At 34.5% G+C, this 18,180-nt stretch carries 21 protein-coding genes; 3 read left to right on the forward strand and 18 right to left on the reverse strand.

Going from position 1 to position 18,180, the window contains the following annotated elements; genetic code table 11:
• Position 1 precedes the first annotated feature (1 nt).
• The 4 genes from ACVC7Q_RS05150 to ACVC7Q_RS05165 form a co-directional block, all read right to left on the reverse strand.
• Positions 2–190: a hypothetical protein gene (locus ACVC7Q_RS05150; RefSeq protein WP_013904663.1), complete on the reverse strand. Its 189-nt coding sequence runs from the start codon at positions 188–190 to the stop codon at positions 2–4.
• Positions 187–396 carry a helix-turn-helix transcriptional regulator gene (locus ACVC7Q_RS05155; RefSeq protein WP_031576108.1) on the reverse strand — a complete coding sequence of 70 codons (210 nt, stop codon included), beginning with the start codon at positions 394–396 and terminating at the stop codon, positions 187–189. Before ACVC7Q_RS05155 ends, ACVC7Q_RS05150 begins: the two co-directional genes overlap by 4 nt.
• Positions 397–1,360: 964 nt before the next feature.
• Positions 1,361–2,308: an AEC family transporter gene (locus tag ACVC7Q_RS05160; protein ID WP_447265080.1), complete on the reverse strand. Its 948-nt coding sequence runs from the start codon at positions 2,306–2,308 to the stop codon at positions 1,361–1,363.
• 77 nt (positions 2,309–2,385) lie between these two features.
• Positions 2,386–4,011, reverse strand: a complete 1,626-nt coding sequence (locus ACVC7Q_RS05165; protein ID WP_447265081.1) for a malolactic enzyme — start codon at positions 4,009–4,011, stop codon at positions 2,386–2,388.
• Positions 4,012–4,364: 353 nt separating this feature from the next.
• Between ACVC7Q_RS05165 and ACVC7Q_RS05170 the strand changes: the two genes are divergently transcribed.
• Positions 4,365–4,715: a helix-turn-helix domain-containing protein gene (locus tag ACVC7Q_RS05170; RefSeq protein ID WP_061597224.1), complete on the forward strand. Its 351-nt coding sequence runs from the start codon at positions 4,365–4,367 to the stop codon at positions 4,713–4,715.
• A gap of 128 nt (positions 4,716–4,843) precedes the next feature.
• Entirely contained in the window at positions 4,844–5,722 is an 879-nt protein-coding gene (locus ACVC7Q_RS05175) for a LysR family transcriptional regulator (protein WP_447265082.1), read from the forward strand.
• Positions 5,723–6,018: 296 nt separating this feature from the next.
• Here ACVC7Q_RS05175 and ACVC7Q_RS05180 read toward each other — a convergent pair whose 3' ends face one another.
• The 11 genes from ACVC7Q_RS05180 to ACVC7Q_RS05230 all read right to left on the reverse strand — a co-directional run bounded on the left by ACVC7Q_RS05180 (position 6,019) and on the right by ACVC7Q_RS05230 (position 12,329).
• Positions 6,019–6,582, reverse strand: a complete 564-nt coding sequence (locus tag ACVC7Q_RS05180) for a TMEM175 family protein (protein WP_447265083.1) — start codon at positions 6,580–6,582, stop codon at positions 6,019–6,021.
• A 151-nt stretch (positions 6,583–6,733) separates the two neighbouring features.
• Positions 6,734–7,384, reverse strand: a complete 651-nt coding sequence (locus tag ACVC7Q_RS05185) for a DsbA family oxidoreductase (RefSeq protein WP_447265084.1) — start codon at positions 7,382–7,384, stop codon at positions 6,734–6,736.
• 27 nt (positions 7,385–7,411) lie between these two features.
• Positions 7,412–7,549, reverse strand: a complete 138-nt coding sequence (gene rpsN / locus ACVC7Q_RS05190; protein ID WP_447265216.1) for a type Z 30S ribosomal protein S14 — start codon at positions 7,547–7,549, stop codon at positions 7,412–7,414.
• A 42-nt stretch (positions 7,550–7,591) separates the two neighbouring features.
• Positions 7,592–7,861, reverse strand: a complete 270-nt coding sequence (locus ACVC7Q_RS05195) for a hypothetical protein (RefSeq protein WP_447265085.1) — start codon at positions 7,859–7,861, stop codon at positions 7,592–7,594.
• The gene (trxB, locus tag ACVC7Q_RS05200) at positions 7,858–8,778 is read right to left on the reverse strand and encodes a thioredoxin-disulfide reductase (RefSeq protein WP_447265086.1); all 921 of its coding nucleotides are present in this window, start codon (positions 8,776–8,778) and stop codon (positions 7,858–7,860) included. The genes ACVC7Q_RS05195 and trxB overlap by 4 nt, the downstream gene beginning before the upstream one ends.
• Before the next feature lie 8 nt (positions 8,779–8,786).
• Complete coding sequence (gene trxA / locus ACVC7Q_RS05205) at positions 8,787–9,101, reverse strand: thioredoxin (protein WP_062005158.1); 315 nt, start codon at positions 9,099–9,101, stop codon at positions 8,787–8,789.
• Between the two features lie 441 nt (positions 9,102–9,542).
• Positions 9,543–10,229 carry an ArsR/SmtB family transcription factor gene (locus ACVC7Q_RS05210; protein WP_447265087.1) on the reverse strand — a complete coding sequence of 229 codons (687 nt, stop codon included), beginning with the start codon at positions 10,227–10,229 and terminating at the stop codon, positions 9,543–9,545.
• Positions 10,230–11,092: 863 nt separating this feature from the next.
• Complete coding sequence (locus tag ACVC7Q_RS05215; RefSeq protein ID WP_447265088.1) at positions 11,093–11,401, reverse strand: hypothetical protein; 309 nt, start codon at positions 11,399–11,401, stop codon at positions 11,093–11,095.
• A gap of 92 nt (positions 11,402–11,493) precedes the next feature.
• Positions 11,494–11,700 (reverse strand): hypothetical protein, encoded by a 207-nt coding sequence (locus ACVC7Q_RS05220; RefSeq protein WP_447265089.1) that lies wholly within the window; start codon positions 11,698–11,700, stop codon positions 11,494–11,496.
• A 21-nt stretch (positions 11,701–11,721) separates the two neighbouring features.
• The gene (locus ACVC7Q_RS05225) at positions 11,722–12,063 is read right to left on the reverse strand and encodes a hypothetical protein (protein WP_447265090.1); all 342 of its coding nucleotides are present in this window, start codon (positions 12,061–12,063) and stop codon (positions 11,722–11,724) included.
• 26 nt (positions 12,064–12,089) lie between these two features.
• Positions 12,090–12,329, reverse strand: a complete 240-nt coding sequence (locus tag ACVC7Q_RS05230; RefSeq protein ID WP_447265091.1) for a hypothetical protein — start codon at positions 12,327–12,329, stop codon at positions 12,090–12,092.
• A 282-nt stretch (positions 12,330–12,611) separates the two neighbouring features.
• Here ACVC7Q_RS05230 and ACVC7Q_RS05235 point away from each other — a divergent pair, with 282 nt between their 5' ends.
• On the forward strand, positions 12,612–13,034 hold the full coding sequence (locus tag ACVC7Q_RS05235; protein ID WP_447265092.1) for a helix-turn-helix transcriptional regulator: 423 nt from the start codon (positions 12,612–12,614) through the stop codon (positions 13,032–13,034).
• A gap of 224 nt (positions 13,035–13,258) precedes the next feature.
• Here ACVC7Q_RS05235 and ACVC7Q_RS05240 read toward each other — a convergent pair whose 3' ends face one another.
• The 3 genes from ACVC7Q_RS05240 to rpsI all read right to left on the reverse strand — a co-directional run bounded on the left by ACVC7Q_RS05240 (position 13,259) and on the right by rpsI (position 18,175).
• The gene (locus tag ACVC7Q_RS05240; protein WP_447265093.1) at positions 13,259–14,971 is read right to left on the reverse strand and encodes a hypothetical protein; all 1,713 of its coding nucleotides are present in this window, start codon (positions 14,969–14,971) and stop codon (positions 13,259–13,261) included.
• 832 nt (positions 14,972–15,803) lie between these two features.
• Positions 15,804–17,291, reverse strand: coding sequence for a PIN-like domain-containing protein (locus tag ACVC7Q_RS05245; RefSeq protein WP_447265094.1), 1,488 nt, complete (start codon positions 17,289–17,291; stop codon positions 15,804–15,806).
• Between the two features lie 491 nt (positions 17,292–17,782).
• Entirely contained in the window at positions 17,783–18,175 is a 393-nt protein-coding gene (gene rpsI, locus ACVC7Q_RS05250; protein ID WP_002893764.1) for a 30S ribosomal protein S9, read from the reverse strand.
• Positions 18,176–18,180: the final 5 nt, after the last annotated feature.

Raw genomic sequence — 18,180 nt, forward strand, 5'->3', positions numbered from 1 at the left:
TTTATACTTTTTCTCTTTCTTTTACTTTCTTTTCTATCCGCTCAAATACTAAACTAAAAATCAAGCTACTCCAGAAAAAATAATTACTGTCTAAAATGTGAAACCATCCCAGCAAGGTCCCGATCATCATCGAAACATTTGCTACAAAGGCAATGATACAAAGATAATAAATTACTCTATATTTGTTCATGATTCTTCCTCCTCTAAGCGAAATACCGACTCTACTGGCTCATGAAATATCTGAGAGATTTTCAAGGCAATAATAATAGAGGGGGTATACTCATCACGCTCTAGCAAACTAATAGTCTGCCTCGATATACCTGCTAGCTTTGCAAGCTCGGTTTGGTTTAAACCATCACGAGCGCGAAGCTCTTTTAAACGATTTTTTAGCTTCATATTTACCATTGTCTATCAAATTCAACCACTTGGCTTAGATAGCCTAAAAATGGTAGAATTTGATCTTTCCTCCTTTACTATTAAATAAGATAGTATTAACGTTGCACACATAGTTCCTCCCTATTTAAGTTCTTATTTCTTTAACTTGATTACATTGTAACATATCTTTTTATTTTTGACAATGATATTAGTCAAAAATATCATGATTTTTGTCATTTTGTAAATAATTTAAGTCAAATTGCTCATTCTGATTCAAAATTGCTTAGAGCATTTCTCTAAACAGTGACAATATGAAGGCTTAACATCACAAAAGGTATAAGGTGAATTTTGGGGTGAACTTTGTATTTTTGAAACAAAAAAGACATCCAAGAGAGTTCTCTTGAATATCTGTAAACGTCGATAGTTTCGTATTGATTAAGATTTTGAGTCAACTGACTTTGTCAAGATGTAGCCGTATTTGTACGTGGCTAAAGCCACAACAACTGTGTCAATTGCCGCAATTTAGTATGAAAATACAAAAAAACACCCCGAAAGGCGCTCTTTGTAAGTATAGTAATTCTTTCGAATGAACGTTTTGAGTGCAGTGGTTGCCATCCAATCAAACATCGCTTCGCTTGTTTTCTTGGGGCAACTGTGCATAGCATATCTCTATGCGACTAAAGTCGCTAGAGCTATCCTAATTGCGCACCGCCAGTTCTCATAGAAAAAAACACCTTGCAAACTGCAAAGTGTTTTCGTTTGTGTTCTGCTTTCCAGTAACGAATTAACGTTTACTAAATTGTGATGCTTTACGAGCCTTTTTCAAGCCTGGTTTGAACAGTCTGACTTTTAGGACAGCTCAAAAGCGCTTGATAGGAAACATCCGAAGAGTTTCTTCTGATTTTGATTTCAATAAATAAGAATTTATGTATCTAAAATAGGGAAATTTCTTAACGCAAAACTTTCAATCCTATCCTCTTCCTTCTTATCCTAGCAAAGTTTGTAATATTGGAATAACAACAATAAATAGAACCGTACTTAGAGTCACCACATTCGTAGAGAATTCCACATCTCCTTTTCCCTGATTAGCAAGGATAGGGAGAACAGCTAGAGCTGGTGTAGCGGACTGAATCATAAAGGTCTTAAATTCTACTGTTGCCATATTTGGTGCAAAGAACTTCAATACAAGAAGCATGATTAGAGGAGCTAGGATAAAGCGTCCAACTAAAGTGACAATTGTATCTTTATCAAAAGTAATAGTTTTCAAGCCTGCCTTTGCAAGAACGATACCAATATAAATCAGAGATAGAGGAGTGACGATATTTCCAACATAGGTTAAGGTATTGGTTGCGAAATCTGGAATAAAGATTCGAAGAATCAAAAATAGCAGAGCCACAAGAAAACCTACAAGCGGAGCTGGTAGCAATTTCTTCCAGTCAAATTTACTTGTCTTCTTGCTTTGGCCCGATTTACTGTCACTCGTCATCAAATACACGCCCAATGTCCAGGTGGAAATCGTGTTGGTGATATAGTAAATTAAGAAATAAGGAAGAGCCTGATTCCCAAAAAGAGCAACGTTTAAAGGTAAACCAATAAAAATAGTGTTGGCATTCGCAAAGGTATTAATCATGGTTCCTCGCCGTCCTGGACGAACCTTGAAAACCATAACTGCAATATAAGCTACGATATAGCCCAAGATAAAGGCCACAAATGTATAAAGGAGACCTCCAGAAAGACTGATTAGTTTATCTAGTGTTAGGTATTTCATTACCGACACAAAGATTGACGCTGGCAAGGCTACATTCATGATCAAACGAGACAGGTTAGGTCCAAAGTCATCTCCAAACCATCCCTTCACCTGAAGAATATACCCCAAAACAATGATAGCGATAATCGGAATGATACTCGTAATCGAGGTTAAAAAGAGTGACATAGGTATCCTTTCTAAATTACTTACGTCCACAGCCCATAAAAATCTGTCGCTAGCGAAGGATAGGCAGCAGCAGTGAATTATTTATACTCTGGATACCACTTCAAATCACGAACTGCTTTGGCCATATCTGTTTCCTTAGCATGCGCAAGACCTTGCTCTTGTGCTTTTTTAGCGACTGCTTCTGCTACTTTAATAGAAACATCTGCTACATACTTGAATGGTGGCAAGACAGGAGCTCCTGGTTGACCTGGATTGACAATACCACTCAATGAATGAGCCGCTGCTCCAATCATTTCATCCGTCAAAAGACTTGCTTCAGAAGCCAGCATACCTAGACCAAGACCTGGGTAAATCAAGGCATTATTGGCTTGACCAATCACATAGTCGACACCTTTATAAGAAACCGTATCAGCAGGAATTCCTGTTGCGACAAAAGCTTTGCCATCTGACCATTCAATCAAATCTTTGGCACTCGCTTCTGCTAGTTTGGTTGGATTTGACAAAGGGAAGATCATCGGACGCTCTGTATTTTCACACATAGCCTCTACTATTTCTTTAGTGAAGGTATTAGGTTGAGTTGAAGTTCCTACAAGAATGGTTGGCTTCACAGTCTTCACTACTTCAAGCAGGTCAGTCAACTTGTCTGCGTTACTAAAGTCAGCACGTTTCTTAGCAAACGGTTTTTGTTCAGGGGTTAGGTCATCCATGTCATCAAAGAGAAGACCTTGTTTATCAACCATAAAGAAACGTTTATAAGCTTCTTCTTCGGAAAGACCTTCACTCACCATTTCACGAAGAACACGAGAGGCAATTCCTGCACCCGCAGTACCACCACCATAGCAGAGATAAACTTGATCGGTTAATTTTTCACCACTAATATCCAATGAACCAAAGATACCACCTAAGGTAACGATTCCTGTACCTTGAATATCATCATTAAAAGTCGGAATTTGTTTCCGGTATTTTTCAAGAATATTGGCAGCATTCAAGCGACCGAAATCTTCCCAGTGAAGGTAGAGTTTAGGAAAGAGACGTTCTGCTGTTTGAACAAATTGGTCAATGAAGTCGTAGTATCGATCTCCGCGAACACGTTCGTGGCGATTTCCTAAGTAATTAGGATTGTTACGAAGTTCTTCACGGTTAGTCCCTGCATCAATGACTAAAGGAAGGACCATAGAAGGATCAATTCCTGCAGCACCCGTATAGACCATCAATTTCCCAACAGAAATATCGACACCATTTGTTCCCCAGTCACCGATTCCAAGGATTCCTTCTGCATCTGTTACAACAATGAGACGAATCTCGCGATCCTCAGCAGCATTTTTCAAAGTGGCTTCAATATTTTCAGGATGGTTGATATCAAGATATCCCGCATATTGTGGATCTACAAAGAGGTCACTATAGCCTTCAATGGTATCTGCAATGGTTGGGTCATATACAATTGGATTGAATTCTTCCAAATGTTGAGCAAAGAGGTAATAGAAAAGAGTCCGGTTTGTATTAAAGATTTCCATTAAGAACAAACGTTTTTCCAGATCATTGACCTTTGTTTGCATTTGTGCATAGGTTTGTGCCGCTTGTTCTTCGATTGTTTGGACATACGGTGGCAGTAAACCAATAAGTCCAAGTTCCTTTCGCTCCTCCAAGGTAAAGGCAGTTCCTTTATTAAGGAAAGGATTGTTTAAAATATCATGTGCAGTCATAGTGCAACCTCCTTTTTACTTATATTATACCATTAAAATGAATCGTTTGCAGAACTTTGTTGTATATAAAATACAATCGTGTACGCATATGTTATAATGAGTTTACGAGAACAATTTTCTAATAAGCTCTTTTATACTTAAAACACTATTATTGATGATACTTTAAGTTGTTTTATAAATTTCTGAACTCATCAAATCCTCGACAATTACTCTTTCCTAAAAGTTTCGAGTATAGCAAAATAATCATAGAAATTAGCAATCCTAATCAAAATAAGCATCCTCTAGGTTCGCTATATAGTACTTTGTACTTTTTGAGATGTTTTTTTGTCATACAAAACTTGTATTCTATTTATATGACAACTAAAAACTATTTACAACAATATATTTCCCAAAAAGTGAAATATTTTCGAACACAAAACAAAATGAGCCAGGAAGAACTTTCGGAACAAGCGGGACTCGGGCTTAAGTATATCAACCAACTCGAAAACCAAAACGTGAATCTGACCATTCACAGTCTTGAAAAAGTGATTGACGCCCTAGAGATGACCCCAGAGGAATTTTTCAATTTTGATAGCCTTGAATCAACCTCTGATAAGACTGACAATCTTTCTCTCAAAAGAATCAACATGAAGGTTAAACAGCTCCCTGTTGAAAAACGAGAAAAAATGTTAAGCATTTTCGAAAGTATCTTAGATAACCTCTGATATCCCTGACTCACTTAGATTTTAACCGGCGAATACTCGTATAGTCAAATCATAGGATACGGATAAAATTTATTTATCTGGTGATTTCTACTTATTTTCTTTCTCCAACTAATGAAAGTGAGCCCTATATGAATTTAAAAGATTTACAATATTTTTATGACCTCTGCCAGCTTCAATCCTATACGGAAGTAGCAAAACAACATAAGGTCAGCCAACCATCTATTTCTTATGCCATCAAGCGCTTAGAGGAGGCTTTTAATTGTGAGTTGATTCACCACGATCCCTCACACCGATCCTTCAAACTGACTACTCAAGGAGAAATCCTTCTAAAACACACAAAACTAATCTTACCTGAGGTCAGTTCTGCTCACAAAGAAATAAATCGGTCTTTGGCCCATTACTCTACTGTAGGATTCCCTCCTATTATCATTCAGTATCTCTTTGCTGCCTTAAATCAAAAAGAAAAATTCGATTTTTTAAAAAAGGTACGCCCTATCCGCGGTGGCTCCGTGGAGTTATTAAACCTTCTCCTCACGGGAGACCTTGATGCAAGTCTACTCGGTTTGATTGAACCACTCAATCATCCTTCAATAGAGACACATGAACTCTTTCATAAAGAACTGTATGTCGTTTTATCTAAGAACCATCCTCTTGCTACTGCTCCTTCCCTCGCTTTTGAAGATTTCGTAGATCAACCCTTTATACTTTTAGACGAACACTTTGTTCACCTGAAAGCTTTTGAACTGCTTAATCAAAAGCATCAAAACAAGGCAGAAATATTCTTTAAGACTGATGATATTGTCATTCTTAAAGAACTTTTAAAGAAAGGGATTGGCCTTAGTTTACTGGCTGATATCGCACTTTCTGATGAAGATGATGATTTAATAAAAATCCCTCTAATACCGGAGGATCAGATCACATTTACAGTTTATTATGCTTATCTCAAATCAGCTACACCGTCATCAGAAGTAGAGGCCTTATTTAATCTCATTAAATCATATGAATAGAAAAAACTCTAACTATCAACTACCTGATAGCTAGAGTTTTTTACATTGTAGATATTAAACGAACATAAAGAGAAATAAGGAATTATCGATTGATCTTTTCATTTACCTGATACCCTTCACCAAGATTCTTAATTATCAATCTATAAGATTTTGACAAAAAAGAACACCCCGAAAGGTGCTCTTTGCAAGTAACGTCATTCTTTCGAAGAACGTTTACTAAATTGTGATACTTTACGGGCCATTTTCAAGCCTGGTTTTTATAACCGATGCTAGTTAGCCATTATTTTTAGTCTTTTTCAAGATTTGTTGCTTAAAAAACCATAGATAACATTAATAATCATCAGTAGCGGGGCAAAAGGAATGAGATTTGGAAAAAGATAACCAACTAATAATATGGTCACTAGCTGCAATCCATATAATAGTGCCCACCGATAAGGTATCTTTTTTTCTTCAGCTGATAACGGTCTTTGACTCGTCTTGATCACCATTGCTGTCATGATTATCCAAGCTACATCCCAAAGGGCAAGAACGATGAGGTAAAACAGGAGAAAGGCAAAATTAGCGGAATGCTGTCCAATCCCTCGAGTCGCTAAGGGAACAAAACTAGCTGTTAAAAGCCAAAAACTATTGGCTCCAAATAAACGAAAGCTGACATGATCTACTAATTTGTAGAGTTCATGATAATATAGCCAGACTGCCATGATTTGCAAAAAACTAGTAATGTAGATAAAAAGCATGGGTAGCATGCTTCTAAGTCCTGCTACGGTCAATTCATTAGGTAACTGTAACTCCAAGGCCATAATTGTGACAATAATGGCCAATATAGCATCTGACAAGGCTTCTACTCTTTGTTTTTCCATTCTGTCCTCCTAATGACTGCTTTTTTCTAATGGCTGAGAGGGAGTTTCTAACGGTTGTGTTGAGGGCGCTATGCTGCAGCCATCAATCCCACAAACTAAACCTGTCTCTTCTGAATTGCTGTCTAATAGTTGAAAAGGGGTATCTATCATGTTATTGTGCTCCTTCCTCTGCTTGAATTTGTTTTAATACTGCTAACATGTATTCATAAGGCTGAGCACCTGAAATGCCATACTTATTGTTCAGAACAAAGAAAGGTGCACCTTGAACGCCTGATTGATGTGCTTCTAAGATATCGCGTTTGACCTCGTCAGCAAACGCATCTCCAGCAAGTACCTGCGCTGCCTCTTCTTGTGGTAGAGCGAACTCACTGATAACATCTAGTAACACAGAATGATCCGCAATATTGGCATGTTCTTCAAAGTAAAGATGGTACAAGGCTGTAATGAAATTTTGATGATCTTTTTTATCTAAATACTTCTGCGACCATTTAATAAGACGGTGAGCTGAAAAGGTGTTGGTTGGGATAATCCCCGCTATATCAATATGAAGCCCTTCTTCATTTCCCATGCTTTCCATGTGCGCAAACTGAGCTTTAGCTTGCTCAGTGGTCATACCGTGACTGGAAGCAAACTCTGTGAGCATGGTTTCACTTGTTTCTAAAGGCGCATTGGGATTTAGCTGGTAAGCTTTCATTGTCAAATCTTCCGGGTTTAAACCAACAGCTGCCATAGCACGCTTCATCCGACTAGCACCAATGTAACAAAATGGACAGGCAATATCTGACCAGTAACTAATTTCCATATTTCTTTCTTCCTTTCTTTCTTTCCACTACCAAGAAGCTTTTTCCAACCCAAGAATGACACCTTGGTAAGCTTGCTGGCGTAAACAAATCCGACAAAATTTAAACTTGCTGTAGGCCGAATGCGAGCGGCCGCATGCCAAACAGCGTGAGTATTCTTGAACCAGGTAGGCCTTCTTTTTCCTTTATATCAAAGCTTGTCTTGCCATTTAAACCTCTTTCTTATCCACCAATTGACCCTTTTTAAAGATTAATAAAGTCGTCAGGGTAGGCTGAATGCCAAATAAAGAAATGAGACGGGGCACTTGAAAAATATCTGCTTGGTAAAGCACCAAATGCTCTCGTTCAGCCATGTCTATGAGTTCTTTTTGCCCAAGAGACGATAGACTGCATTGATTTCCTGAAACAAGAAGAGCTAGATTTTGATGTTCGGCTAACAGTTCTTCTAATTCGATACTAGACGTGATTGATTTCATCATAGGTTATCAATATAGGCCAATGTATCTAGGGCAGCAATGGCACCGCTGCCTGCTGCAGTAATGGCTTGTTGGTATTTTGGATCTTGCACATCACCAGCTGCAAAAATACCTGCAACAGAGGTCTTTGCTGTTCCTGCCTGTGTTTGAATATAGCCTTTTTCATCCAATGCTAATTTTCCATCAAGAAAAGCGGTGTTTGGTTGATGACCAATGGCCACAAAGAGACCGTCAGCCTGAATGTGCTCAATATCACCTGTTTCATTATTACGAACATCCAAACCAGTCATTCCCATCAGATTAGATGTAACTTTGACAGGCGTGTAATTTAACATCCAATGAATTTTATCATTTGCCTTAGCCCGTTTGGCCATAATATCAGATGCGCGTAACTCATTGCGGCGGTGGACAACAGTCACTTTCGATGCAAAGCGTGTCAAATAGAGGGCTTCTTCCATAGCGACATCACCCCCGCCAACTACAAGGATTTCACGCTCTTTATAGAAGAAAGCATCACAGGTCGCACAAGCGCTGACACCTTTTCCGATGGCCTCTTCTTCGCCTTCAATCCCTAGGTATTTAGCACTAGAGCCTGTTGCGACAATAACGGCCTTGGTATCAATGATTTCACCATTATCCAGATATACCTTGAAAGGAGACGATTCGCCTTCAATTTTTTGAACAAATCCAAAGGTCATTTCGGTGCCAAACTGTTCTGCTTGGCGGCGCATTGTTTGGACTAATTTATTGCCATCAATCCCGTTTTCAAAACCTGGATAATTTTCTACGAGGGTTGTGGTGGTTAATTGACCACCCTCAGAATAGCCTGTGATCAATCGATTTTTCAAACCAGCTCGACTTAAATAAATGCCAGCTGTGTACCCTGCAGGTCCTGAACCTACAATAATTGCATCATACATAAATCACCTCATGATAACTGTGCTTGGATTTTTTCCATCAATGTTTGTTTAGGATGAACACCAACAAGAGCATCAACGGGTTTGCCATCTTTAAAAATCACCATTGTTGGGATAGAACGAATGCCAAAGAGATTGGCCAGATCTTGTGATTGGTCCACATCCACCTGAGCAATCGTTACTTTGCCGTCAAAGTCCTGTGAAAGTTCTTCCACTACCGGCTCCATCATCCGACAAGGTGGGCACCACTGCGCCCCAAAATCGATAAAACTTACCCCATTTTGGATAGATTTCGCAAATGTTTCGGTTGTTAGTTGTGTCGTCATAAAAAACTCCTATCTAAAATAAATCGCTTCTATTCAATCATATAATTGAATAGCATAAGAATAAAAGAATGAATTTCAAAAAGGTTAACTTAGCCCTTCTAAAAATCCAATTTGTATCACTTAGTTTCTTTGAGATACTAAATAAGAAGTATTTCAAAGATGCAATTCAATAAAATTATTGAATAGGTTAGGTAAAAAAGAATTCAACTTTTTTATTGAATAATTGAATTATAACACACTAAATCTATTTTGCAAAGATTTTGCTCACAAGTCTCCGGTTATAAGAAAAGAGGCTGGGACAAAAGTCCTAGCCTCTCAATTGTTTTTGGATTGTCGAGCAAGACGCAGTGGTTGAGTGGGCTCTACTAGACTGATTTCATCAGCTTTTACAGCCCTACTCAACTGTGCGGAGGTGGGACGACGAAATCGAATTCTAACGAATTACCGATTTTTGTCCCCACTCTCAAGTTCTGAACGAGAGGATGCACCCCACTTCCAATCAGCAAAACTGCGATTGAGACTATAGATACTGTAGCCCAAATTCTGTAAATCCTGTGCTGCTAGGTTAGCATAACCACATTGGCGCCCGCGACAATAAACAATGATGGTCTTCTCTTTTGGAAGCTGAGCTTTTTTTTGATCAAACTCATCGATTGGTAAATTAAGAGCTTTTGGCAAGTGCCCTGCCTCATACTCCTCAACAGGCCTTAAATCAAGTAGGAGAGCATCTGTCTTTGCTGCTAATTCAATTGCATTAGCGAGCTCAATCTGAGGAACACCAGCTGCCTCATCATAGTCTGACTCAATCGCTCTGACTTCTGCTAACTGTTCTTCACCGACGGCGAATAACAGAAGGACTAACTGGACAACCTTTTCAGAAGCCAAGCTATAACGGATAAAATTACCATTTCGACTCGTCACCACCAAGTGACTTTCTTTTAAAATCTGAAGGTGGCGCGAAGTATTGGCAACAGAGAGCCCCGTCGCATGCGCAATTCCCTCAACTGTCTTTGGTCCCTGAGATAATATATTTAAAATATCAAGACGCTTCTCACTTCCTATCCCCTTTGTTAAGCGAGATAGCTCTTGGTAAATATTTTGTTTGTAATCAATCATTGTCTCTTGCATCAAATCAACTCCTTATCTATTCAATTCAATAGTATAATTCTTAAAAACAGTTGTCAACTATTCCATTCGAAAGATGTTGATATTCATTTGTGGCAAAAAGGCCGGCATTCGCCAAAAAATAAAAAGAACACTTATCCTTAACATTTACTCATATTAATAGGTAAATCATGTAAAAAGAGACCGATCTCTGAAAAAATGAAATTTTTAACGAGCCGCACTTTCTTTTGTGACATTCTATCTATGTGCGACCATAAATTGTATCAAAATGATTTACTTAGAGCTCTCAACTGCCAACAATTTTCTAATGATTAATTTGAACATTCACAAAAATAGTCCACAACTACTTCTGTTGTCGTTCCTATGGCAGTTGGTAAATTTGCCTTAAAATCACTAAAACAATAAGGTGAAAATAAGGTGAATTTTGGGGTGAACTTTAGTTTTTTAAACAAAAAAAGACATCCAAGAGAAAATTCTTGAATGTCTGTAAACGTTGATATAATCGTATTGATTAACGTTTTGAGGCAACTGACTTTATCAGCTTGCAGCCACATTTGTAAGCGACTAAAGTCGCAACAACTGTGTCAATTGCACCAATTTAGTATGGAAGCATAAAAAAGAACACCCCGAAAGGTGCTCTTTGTAAGTACAGTAATTCTTTCGAATTAACGTTTACTAAATTGTGATGCTTTACGAGCTTTTTCCTAGTCTAGCTTGAAAAGTGTTATTTTCATACTAATTGAAAAAATTTCACAAAAATATTTAAGAGAATTGTTACTCACATAAAATTGAAAAGAATAGATATTGAAACTTTAGAGAAATTCCAGTATAGTTACAAAGCCCCTACCTTTACAGCCAACAGATTGTTATTGTTTTGAAAATTCCTTTCCAAAAGCCTCCATAAGCCACAGATTCGTAACATCAAAGACATCATCAAACTTTATTATGGTTATATCTTGATCTTCAATGCAAGCAAATGATAGTTTAATTTTCTTTGGGAAATGTAGAGATCGTAAATTTAGCTTTGTTTTAAGATAAATAATTCCAAATAATTCATCACTAGCTATTATATCTCCATATTTACTTGCAATTTTTAGACTTTTAGAAAACACTTCTTTTTTAGTTCCAGAAACTGGTAATACATTCCTGTGAATTTTGAGATAAGCTTCTATCATAATTTCAACCTCTCTTTTCGAAGGCAATAACTAGATCGTTGTATATTTAAGTAGTATTATTAAATCGTTTAAAAAACAAATAACATAACTATTTATAAACCTAGTCGTTCCGAATCCCAGTTCCCATATTCGTCATACCCAAAACCATCAGGATCCATTGCGTCAATACCACATTGTTCTAGAAACCTTGAACAGTCATGACAGTAATAAGCCTCATCCCTCTCATCGCTACCTTCCCAATCAATTTCATTTTTTGTAAACTGTTCGCCACACTCTCTACACTCGTATAATTTTAACATAATATTAACTCTTATTTCAAATTAATCATCTATATGTTCAACAAAGTCAATAATTTTTAATTTCATTGCTTTTGTAATTGGTTGTTTTCTAATATTTTTAATCATTTCAGATTTAGACGTAGTTTTTAATTGTTCTTTAACTACGCGCTTTGCTACTTCTTCATAACCGTATCCAGCAATTGAATCTGCAACTAAACCTAAAAATCCTAATAAAGCAATTCCACCCAACATGCCAAATGGTCCAAGAGCAGCCAATGCTGTAGTTAATGCTGCCGCACCTGCTAGACCTGTTGTACTCATTGCTATTAACAAGACTACAGCTGGCAAACCAAAACCTGCTAATTTCTTAACAATTGCGTCCATAATAATTTTCTCCTTTATTAGTGTGTTTACTTTTCTCTTAAACAGTTTACAACAGAAAATGCATTGACTATCCCAATTTTATGTTTTTTATTAAGCAATTTTACACATTCAGAGAAACTCAAGTTGTTCTCTTTTATAAATTCAATTTCTTCCCCGCCATTCTTAATCATATAATCTGTAAATTTTGATGCAATAATATATCTTCTAACAACAAAATAGATCATTCCAATAATCAACGCAATATTAAGCATTACTTGTAAATTCATTATGACTTTCCTCCTATAATGGAACGGCAGGGTATACACTACCTCAAAACACTTCTGGTCATGCTTCTGACACAGAATCTAGAACAAACATATGACTCACTTTATTTTTAACAAGCTAATCATTACTTTATTCCTCACTTTCTTAAGAATACCGATATTATAGTCCATTAATTTTAGTTTGTCAATTATTTTTTATTTAAATTATATTTTTGACATAAACAATGCTTTTTTATAGCCCAAATTTCTGTTATAATGTAAATACAGAATTGTAGGTGCCGTGAAATGAAAAAAGAAAAATATCCCTCAAACGAGAGAACAAGACAAATACTGCAAGACAATTTAAAGTCTATCAGAGAAATCTTAAATTGGACAAGTGCAGATTTAGGTGATCTTATTGGAGTCACTAAACAGACCATTAGTAATTTAGAAACAAAGAATAGCAAACTAACCAAACTACATTACATTGCAATACGAACAGTGGTTGATTTTGAAATTGAAAAACTAAAGTCAACCGACTCTGATAGAGCTAAACGTGCTGAAATGTTATTAGAAGTATTGTCTAAAGCCGAAGAAGAAAATCTAGATTTTGATGAAATCTCTCAGGCTTCTAAATTAATTGTATCCTCTAAGTCTGCTGCTATTGCAGGTACCATAATTGGTGCGCTGATCCCATTTGTTCTCAATGGATTTAATAAAAAAAAATAGATAATGGAAAGATTTGGATTTTAAATATTACCAAATAATAAAAAGCTATCCTTCTAACTGTAATTCATTACAGTTAGAAGGATAGCTTTTTGTTTAAATTTCTATATCAGAATGTAATTTTTAGAATTCATATATTTTCTTAAAAAAGAAAAACGTAATAGAATTAATAAAATTTCAGTTAATTCAATACATAGCTGTAAGAACTATACAATATATTTCCTAATCTAATCACTCTTTTTATAAATTTCAATTATATTAAAAGGGCTAGAAACTATAATACTACTATTATATTCTACACGATAAGGGACATTATTAGTATTAAAAATCACTAGATCATTCTTGGGAACATCATCAACTGATTCATACAAAATTTTAGCATTATCTATTTTGGCAAAATAGATATCTTGCTGGATTTGGCCATACTCATTATAAATTTCGGGCTCTTGATTATAAACCATTCTCATCAACTGCGGTTGACTAGTTGGTGTTTCCTGGATTAATAAAGGAAGACACTTTGGATATTTAAAAATCGATATATAGAATTGAGTATAAGAAAAATCTAAAAAACCAAATTTAGTAATATCAAAATCTTTTAAACTTCCAATTAAAAAGCAAAGAAGATATAAAGTGTTATTTCTAATACGCTTCACTTCCTCAATATCTTCTAGATTGTGTTTATGAAAATACCCATTGCGAACAGAATCTTTGTAATCTAGCAAAAGTCTGTTTAACAAATTTCTTCCCTGCTCACTTATTTCCAAACAATCTTCATTATCGGTTATATACCAAATTAGCGAACCTAAACTAACATCCATAAATTTAAGATTATGACTAGTAACCAAAATTTGATAATTACCACTATTATTTGGATTCTCTCTTATGTCTTCTTTATTAGCATATATCTTTTTTTTCCCCCTATAAATATACTTTTTCCCTCTTTTGATCCATTGATTTCTTTTATCAATATCTAATTGAGATAATAAAATTTGATAAAGGAACTGTTCAATTGTTTTTAGATATCCTGCTACAACAGAAGTATAATCAAAGTTACAATTATCAACTAGCACTTTGTACAAATACTCAGAAGTTAGATAAGAGATAGCGAAATCTGATTTTCCTAATAATACTTCAGCTTTACCCTTCTTTAAATTTGAGTTAATTATATCTAAATCACACTTTTCTAGATTGTTAAATTTTTTTGGGGAATTATAACTTAGTGCTTTTAAATTGACATTTTGTAAATTCTCTCTTAAATCAAGTCTAACTTTAGCTAGATTAGACATACTTAATCTAGGAATCACATCAAAACCGATTAACTCTTGCATATCATCTATCGCTTTTGTTAAAGTTGTTAAAAAATATTGATATATATTTTCATTGATGAACTCATCTAAAAAATTTTTAATTGAATAATGAGATATATCTATTATTTTGGAATATAAATTTGATGCAATATTCACATCCTTTGAAAAATGTAAAATAATAACTTTATCAATTCGAAAATCTTTTATTAACTCTCTAACAACATCATCGTAATCATATAATTCAGTATATCGAACACCAATTCTACTATTTTCCTTCTCAATAATAAATTGAAACGTAAAAAGATTATAATCCTCTATATCAGAATTTCTGAAATCTATACAATTTCTCATACTTTCTAGCTGACTCTCAATTTCATAACCTCTCTCATTCAATAATTCCTCTAAAATAGGATTTATTAAATAGTTTCGAATATCTGATTGAAGTGTTCTTTCATATTTTTGATAAATATAAAAATTATCCGAAGCAATATTTAATATAGGAAAATCTGAACGATATCCAGGCCTATCATTTACAAATCTTTTAAAATTACCCTCAAAAACTTTACGCTCGAATAGTTCTTTAAAATCATTGGTGTGTTTTTTTATAATAGCTTTGTATCTATCTAAAATCATTTTCTCTCAATTCTTATCTATAAATTTTAAACAAAAAGCATACAGTAAAACTGTATGCTAACCTTCTAGCCTTTTATTATTGATTTCAATATACTTGATAACAATTTCTTTTAGTGCTAAAAGGACTTCTGCTGCTAGCTCAAGACGAGCAAGGGTTTTGTTATCCATTTTCATGGTCTTTCCTCCTTCTGGGCGACTCTAGTTCGCCAACAATGGAAGTCACAGCACAATGATATTGTAAGCGTTTTTCTTCTAGTTGTCAACTATTTTTAATTCATTATTTTAGTATCATGCAAGACATTTTACAGTATCTAAACCCAAAAAATTGATTATCTCTATGCGATTCAGTGCATATTTTATGATGATATACGGTTACTATATAAGTTGTATTTAACTTTACGAAAAATTTATATTTACGGTAGAGATAGATTTTATAATATAACCTATTCAATTCTTTATCCTATTTTTAAGCGATTATTTAGGACTTTCTTCCGAAAAAGACTTATTCCCCTGAAAGATCGGAGTCTAAAATGAGGAAAATGCAAGACTTAATTTAATATTCTTTAAGCTTTTACTATCATTAAAAATCTGGATTTTAAAATGCAAGGAAAAAGAGGCTACGCGCCCCTTTTTATATTGTTCCTTTTAGTTTCTTAATTATATACTAGGATAGCAAAATAATTCAAAATTATCTATTGAAGTTAGATATTTTGATAAAAAAATCTATGATATCAATACTTTAAGGCATTTCTAAATAAATAGAAATTTAAGTATAAACTGTAGAAAGAATAATCCATAAATATTACGAAAAAACTTGCTTAATAAAAATTAATCACTCTTCTAATGATCCAGAATTTTTTAATATATCATTATTTTCAAGGTTAAATATTTGAGATGATTTATAGAATTCGAAATCACAATATAACATAGCATCGATATTTGGAGAATTAAATAAATTTGAAAAGTGTGTGTATCTATTGTTTTGCATTGCATTTTTATCATCACCTAATGGAATTGGTTCAGGTAGAGATATTGGATCGTATTCGAAAATTATCATTTTTTTATCGCTATCATAAGGAGAACTAATTATCTTCTTGATTTTAGCATAATGTGTAATCTGTGATTTTGGGAATGTTTGATATACAGCAATATATTTTAAATACGGTATTCTACTCTCATCAATTGATACGGAATACCAACACTTTTCTTCCAAAAATATTTTTTTAAAGTTCGATGGTTTAGCTCTTACAATTATAGTATCATCAAATGCTTTCTCATTTTCAATTAAACCATATCCTGGTTCATATACTCCTTCATAATTAACAAAATCAGTGATTTCTTCTTCGATATTATCCCGTTCAGAATCAGTTAGACTTAAAATATCTTCAACAAAATCTATACATTTTTTTCTTGAAACTTTTTTACCAGTCTCTTTTGCAAATTCAATTATTAATTCTTTTCTAAGCTTACTATCTCCTTTTTTTTCACTCCAATCTGTCTTGGTATCATCTGATACAATCACTACCCTATCGTAATCAGAATCTTTTACAAATTTCATAATATCCAGCCAAAACATAGGATCGCCGTGAGATTTTTTAAATATTAGAGAACCAAATATTCTATAGGGATTACCCTTACTATCTTTAACTGAATCCTTATATCCTGGTGGAATACTGTTTTCAAATCTTTCATTTATTATAGAATTTAGCTCTTCTAGCTCTTTCTTGGTATATTCTTTACCAACAACATTTTCTCGTGTAAAAATATTATTTAATTTCTGCAATCGTTGAGGGATACTATTTTTATATTCTTCTATGTTATATTTAGAAATATCAATCTTTTCAGCCTTAGCAAGAGTTTCTAGTTGTTTATTTAAAGAATCAACTTGATTCAATAAAGAATTACAAATTCTATCGATAATAGAATCTATCTGATCTTTTGCGACAGACTTAAAATTAATATCTGAATCTAGGTTATTACTATTTTTAGATAATACCTTTTTATATAAATATTTGTTTAATTCCTTTTTATCAATATCAAATATTTGTTTTAAGTTAATGATAGCATCAAATGCTGATTTAATCTCTAGTAGTCTTTTTTCAGTTGAGGAAATATGAATTTTTATGTTATCAATTATTTCAATATATACCACAAATGGGATATATAATCTATCTTGAACTTTCTCCATTGCTTTAAAAAAATCATTCCAAGAATTTACTAATTGCATAGCATATGATAAGTAATTTGTATCAAGAACATAAAGAATTTTTTCGTCTTCTTTAGGTTGTATATCATATATTAAATCAAAATAATTGTTCATAACGACTCTTTAAACTCTCTATACTTTTTGTTTTAAGTCTAACAGACTATTACATTATTTTCAATATATATTTTAAAAACATTTTGTTTATATAATAAATGTAAGTGGGACGATAAATAACAATTGTTATACTGTTGCTCATAGCCAAGCCAAAGACTTATGTCAATACTACTGAAATAGTAAATCAAACATCAGGAGAAATAGCCTTTAGAAGTCTCAAAAAGCAATAGTGTGAACTTGGGGTGAATTTTGGGGTGAACTTTAGTTTTTTGAACAAAAAAAAGACATCCAAGAGAAAATTCTTGAATGTCTGTAAACGTTGATAGTATCGTGTTGATTAACGTTTTGAGGCAATTGACTTCGTCAAATTGCAGCCACATTTGTAAGCGACTAAAGTCGCAACAACTGTGTCAATTGCACCAATTTAGTAAGAAAGTATAAAAAAGAGCACCCCGAAAGGTGCTCTTTGTAAGTATAGTAATTCTTTCGAATTAACGTTTACTAAATTGTGAAGCTTTACGAGCTTTCTTAAGACCTGGTTTCTTACGTTCAACTTTACGTGAGTCACGTGTAAGAAGTCCTGCGCGTTTCAATGAATCGCGGAAGTCTGGGTCTACTTGAAGAAGGGCACGAGCGATACCGTGACGGATAGCTCCTGCTTGACCAGCGTATCCACCACCTACAACGTTAACGAAAACGTCGTATGAACCTGCAGTTGAAGTAACTGCGAATGGTTGGTTGATTACAAGACGAAGGTCAGCGTGTGGGATGTACTCTTCAACATCTTTTTTGTTAACAGTGATTTTACCAGTTCCTGGAACAAGGCGAACGCGTGCAACAGCGTTTTTACGACGTCCAGTACCTGCATATTGTGCTTGTGACATACTTT

The sequence above is a fragment of the Streptococcus sp. W151 genome (assembly GCF_053010205.1).

Coding starts and splice junctions, on each gene's coding strand:
- ACVC7Q_RS05150 (WP_013904663.1), bottom strand. CDS start 190: ATGAACAAATATAGAGTAATTTATTATCTTTGTATCATTGCCTTTGTA.
- ACVC7Q_RS05155 (WP_031576108.1), bottom strand. CDS start 396: ATGAAGCTAAAAAATCGTTTAAAAGAGCTTCGCGCTCGTGATGGTTTA.
- ACVC7Q_RS05160 (WP_447265080.1), bottom strand. CDS start 2,308: ATGTCACTCTTTTTAACCTCGATTACGAGTATCATTCCGATTATCGCT.
- ACVC7Q_RS05165 (WP_447265081.1), bottom strand. CDS start 4,011: ATGACTGCACATGATATTTTAAACAATCCTTTCCTTAATAAAGGAACT.
- ACVC7Q_RS05170 (WP_061597224.1), top strand. CDS start 4,365: ATGACAACTAAAAACTATTTACAACAATATATTTCCCAAAAAGTGAAA.
- ACVC7Q_RS05175 (WP_447265082.1), top strand. CDS start 4,844: ATGAATTTAAAAGATTTACAATATTTTTATGACCTCTGCCAGCTTCAA.
- ACVC7Q_RS05180 (WP_447265083.1), bottom strand. CDS start 6,582: ATGGAAAAACAAAGAGTAGAAGCCTTGTCAGATGCTATATTGGCCATT.
- ACVC7Q_RS05185 (WP_447265084.1), bottom strand. CDS start 7,384: ATGGAAATTAGTTACTGGTCAGATATTGCCTGTCCATTTTGTTACATT.
- ACVC7Q_RS05195 (WP_447265085.1), bottom strand. CDS start 7,861: ATGATGAAATCAATCACGTCTAGTATCGAATTAGAAGAACTGTTAGCC.
- trxB (WP_447265086.1), bottom strand. CDS start 8,778: ATGTATGATGCAATTATTGTAGGTTCAGGACCTGCAGGGTACACAGCT.
- trxA (WP_062005158.1), bottom strand. CDS start 9,101: ATGACGACACAACTAACAACCGAAACATTTGCGAAATCTATCCAAAAT.
- ACVC7Q_RS05210 (WP_447265087.1), bottom strand. CDS start 10,229: ATGCAAGAGACAATGATTGATTACAAACAAAATATTTACCAAGAGCTA.
- ACVC7Q_RS05215 (WP_447265088.1), bottom strand. CDS start 11,401: ATGATAGAAGCTTATCTCAAAATTCACAGGAATGTATTACCAGTTTCT.
- ACVC7Q_RS05220 (WP_447265089.1), bottom strand. CDS start 11,700: ATGTTAAAATTATACGAGTGTAGAGAGTGTGGCGAACAGTTTACAAAA.
- ACVC7Q_RS05225 (WP_447265090.1), bottom strand. CDS start 12,063: ATGGACGCAATTGTTAAGAAATTAGCAGGTTTTGGTTTGCCAGCTGTA.
- ACVC7Q_RS05230 (WP_447265091.1), bottom strand. CDS start 12,329: ATGAATTTACAAGTAATGCTTAATATTGCGTTGATTATTGGAATGATC.
- ACVC7Q_RS05235 (WP_447265092.1), top strand. CDS start 12,612: ATGAAAAAAGAAAAATATCCCTCAAACGAGAGAACAAGACAAATACTG.
- ACVC7Q_RS05240 (WP_447265093.1), bottom strand. CDS start 14,971: ATGATTTTAGATAGATACAAAGCTATTATAAAAAAACACACCAATGAT.
- ACVC7Q_RS05245 (WP_447265094.1), bottom strand. CDS start 17,291: ATGAACAATTATTTTGATTTAATATATGATATACAACCTAAAGAAGAC.
- rpsI (WP_002893764.1), bottom strand. CDS start 18,175: ATGTCACAAGCACAATATGCAGGTACTGGACGTCGTAAAAACGCTGTT.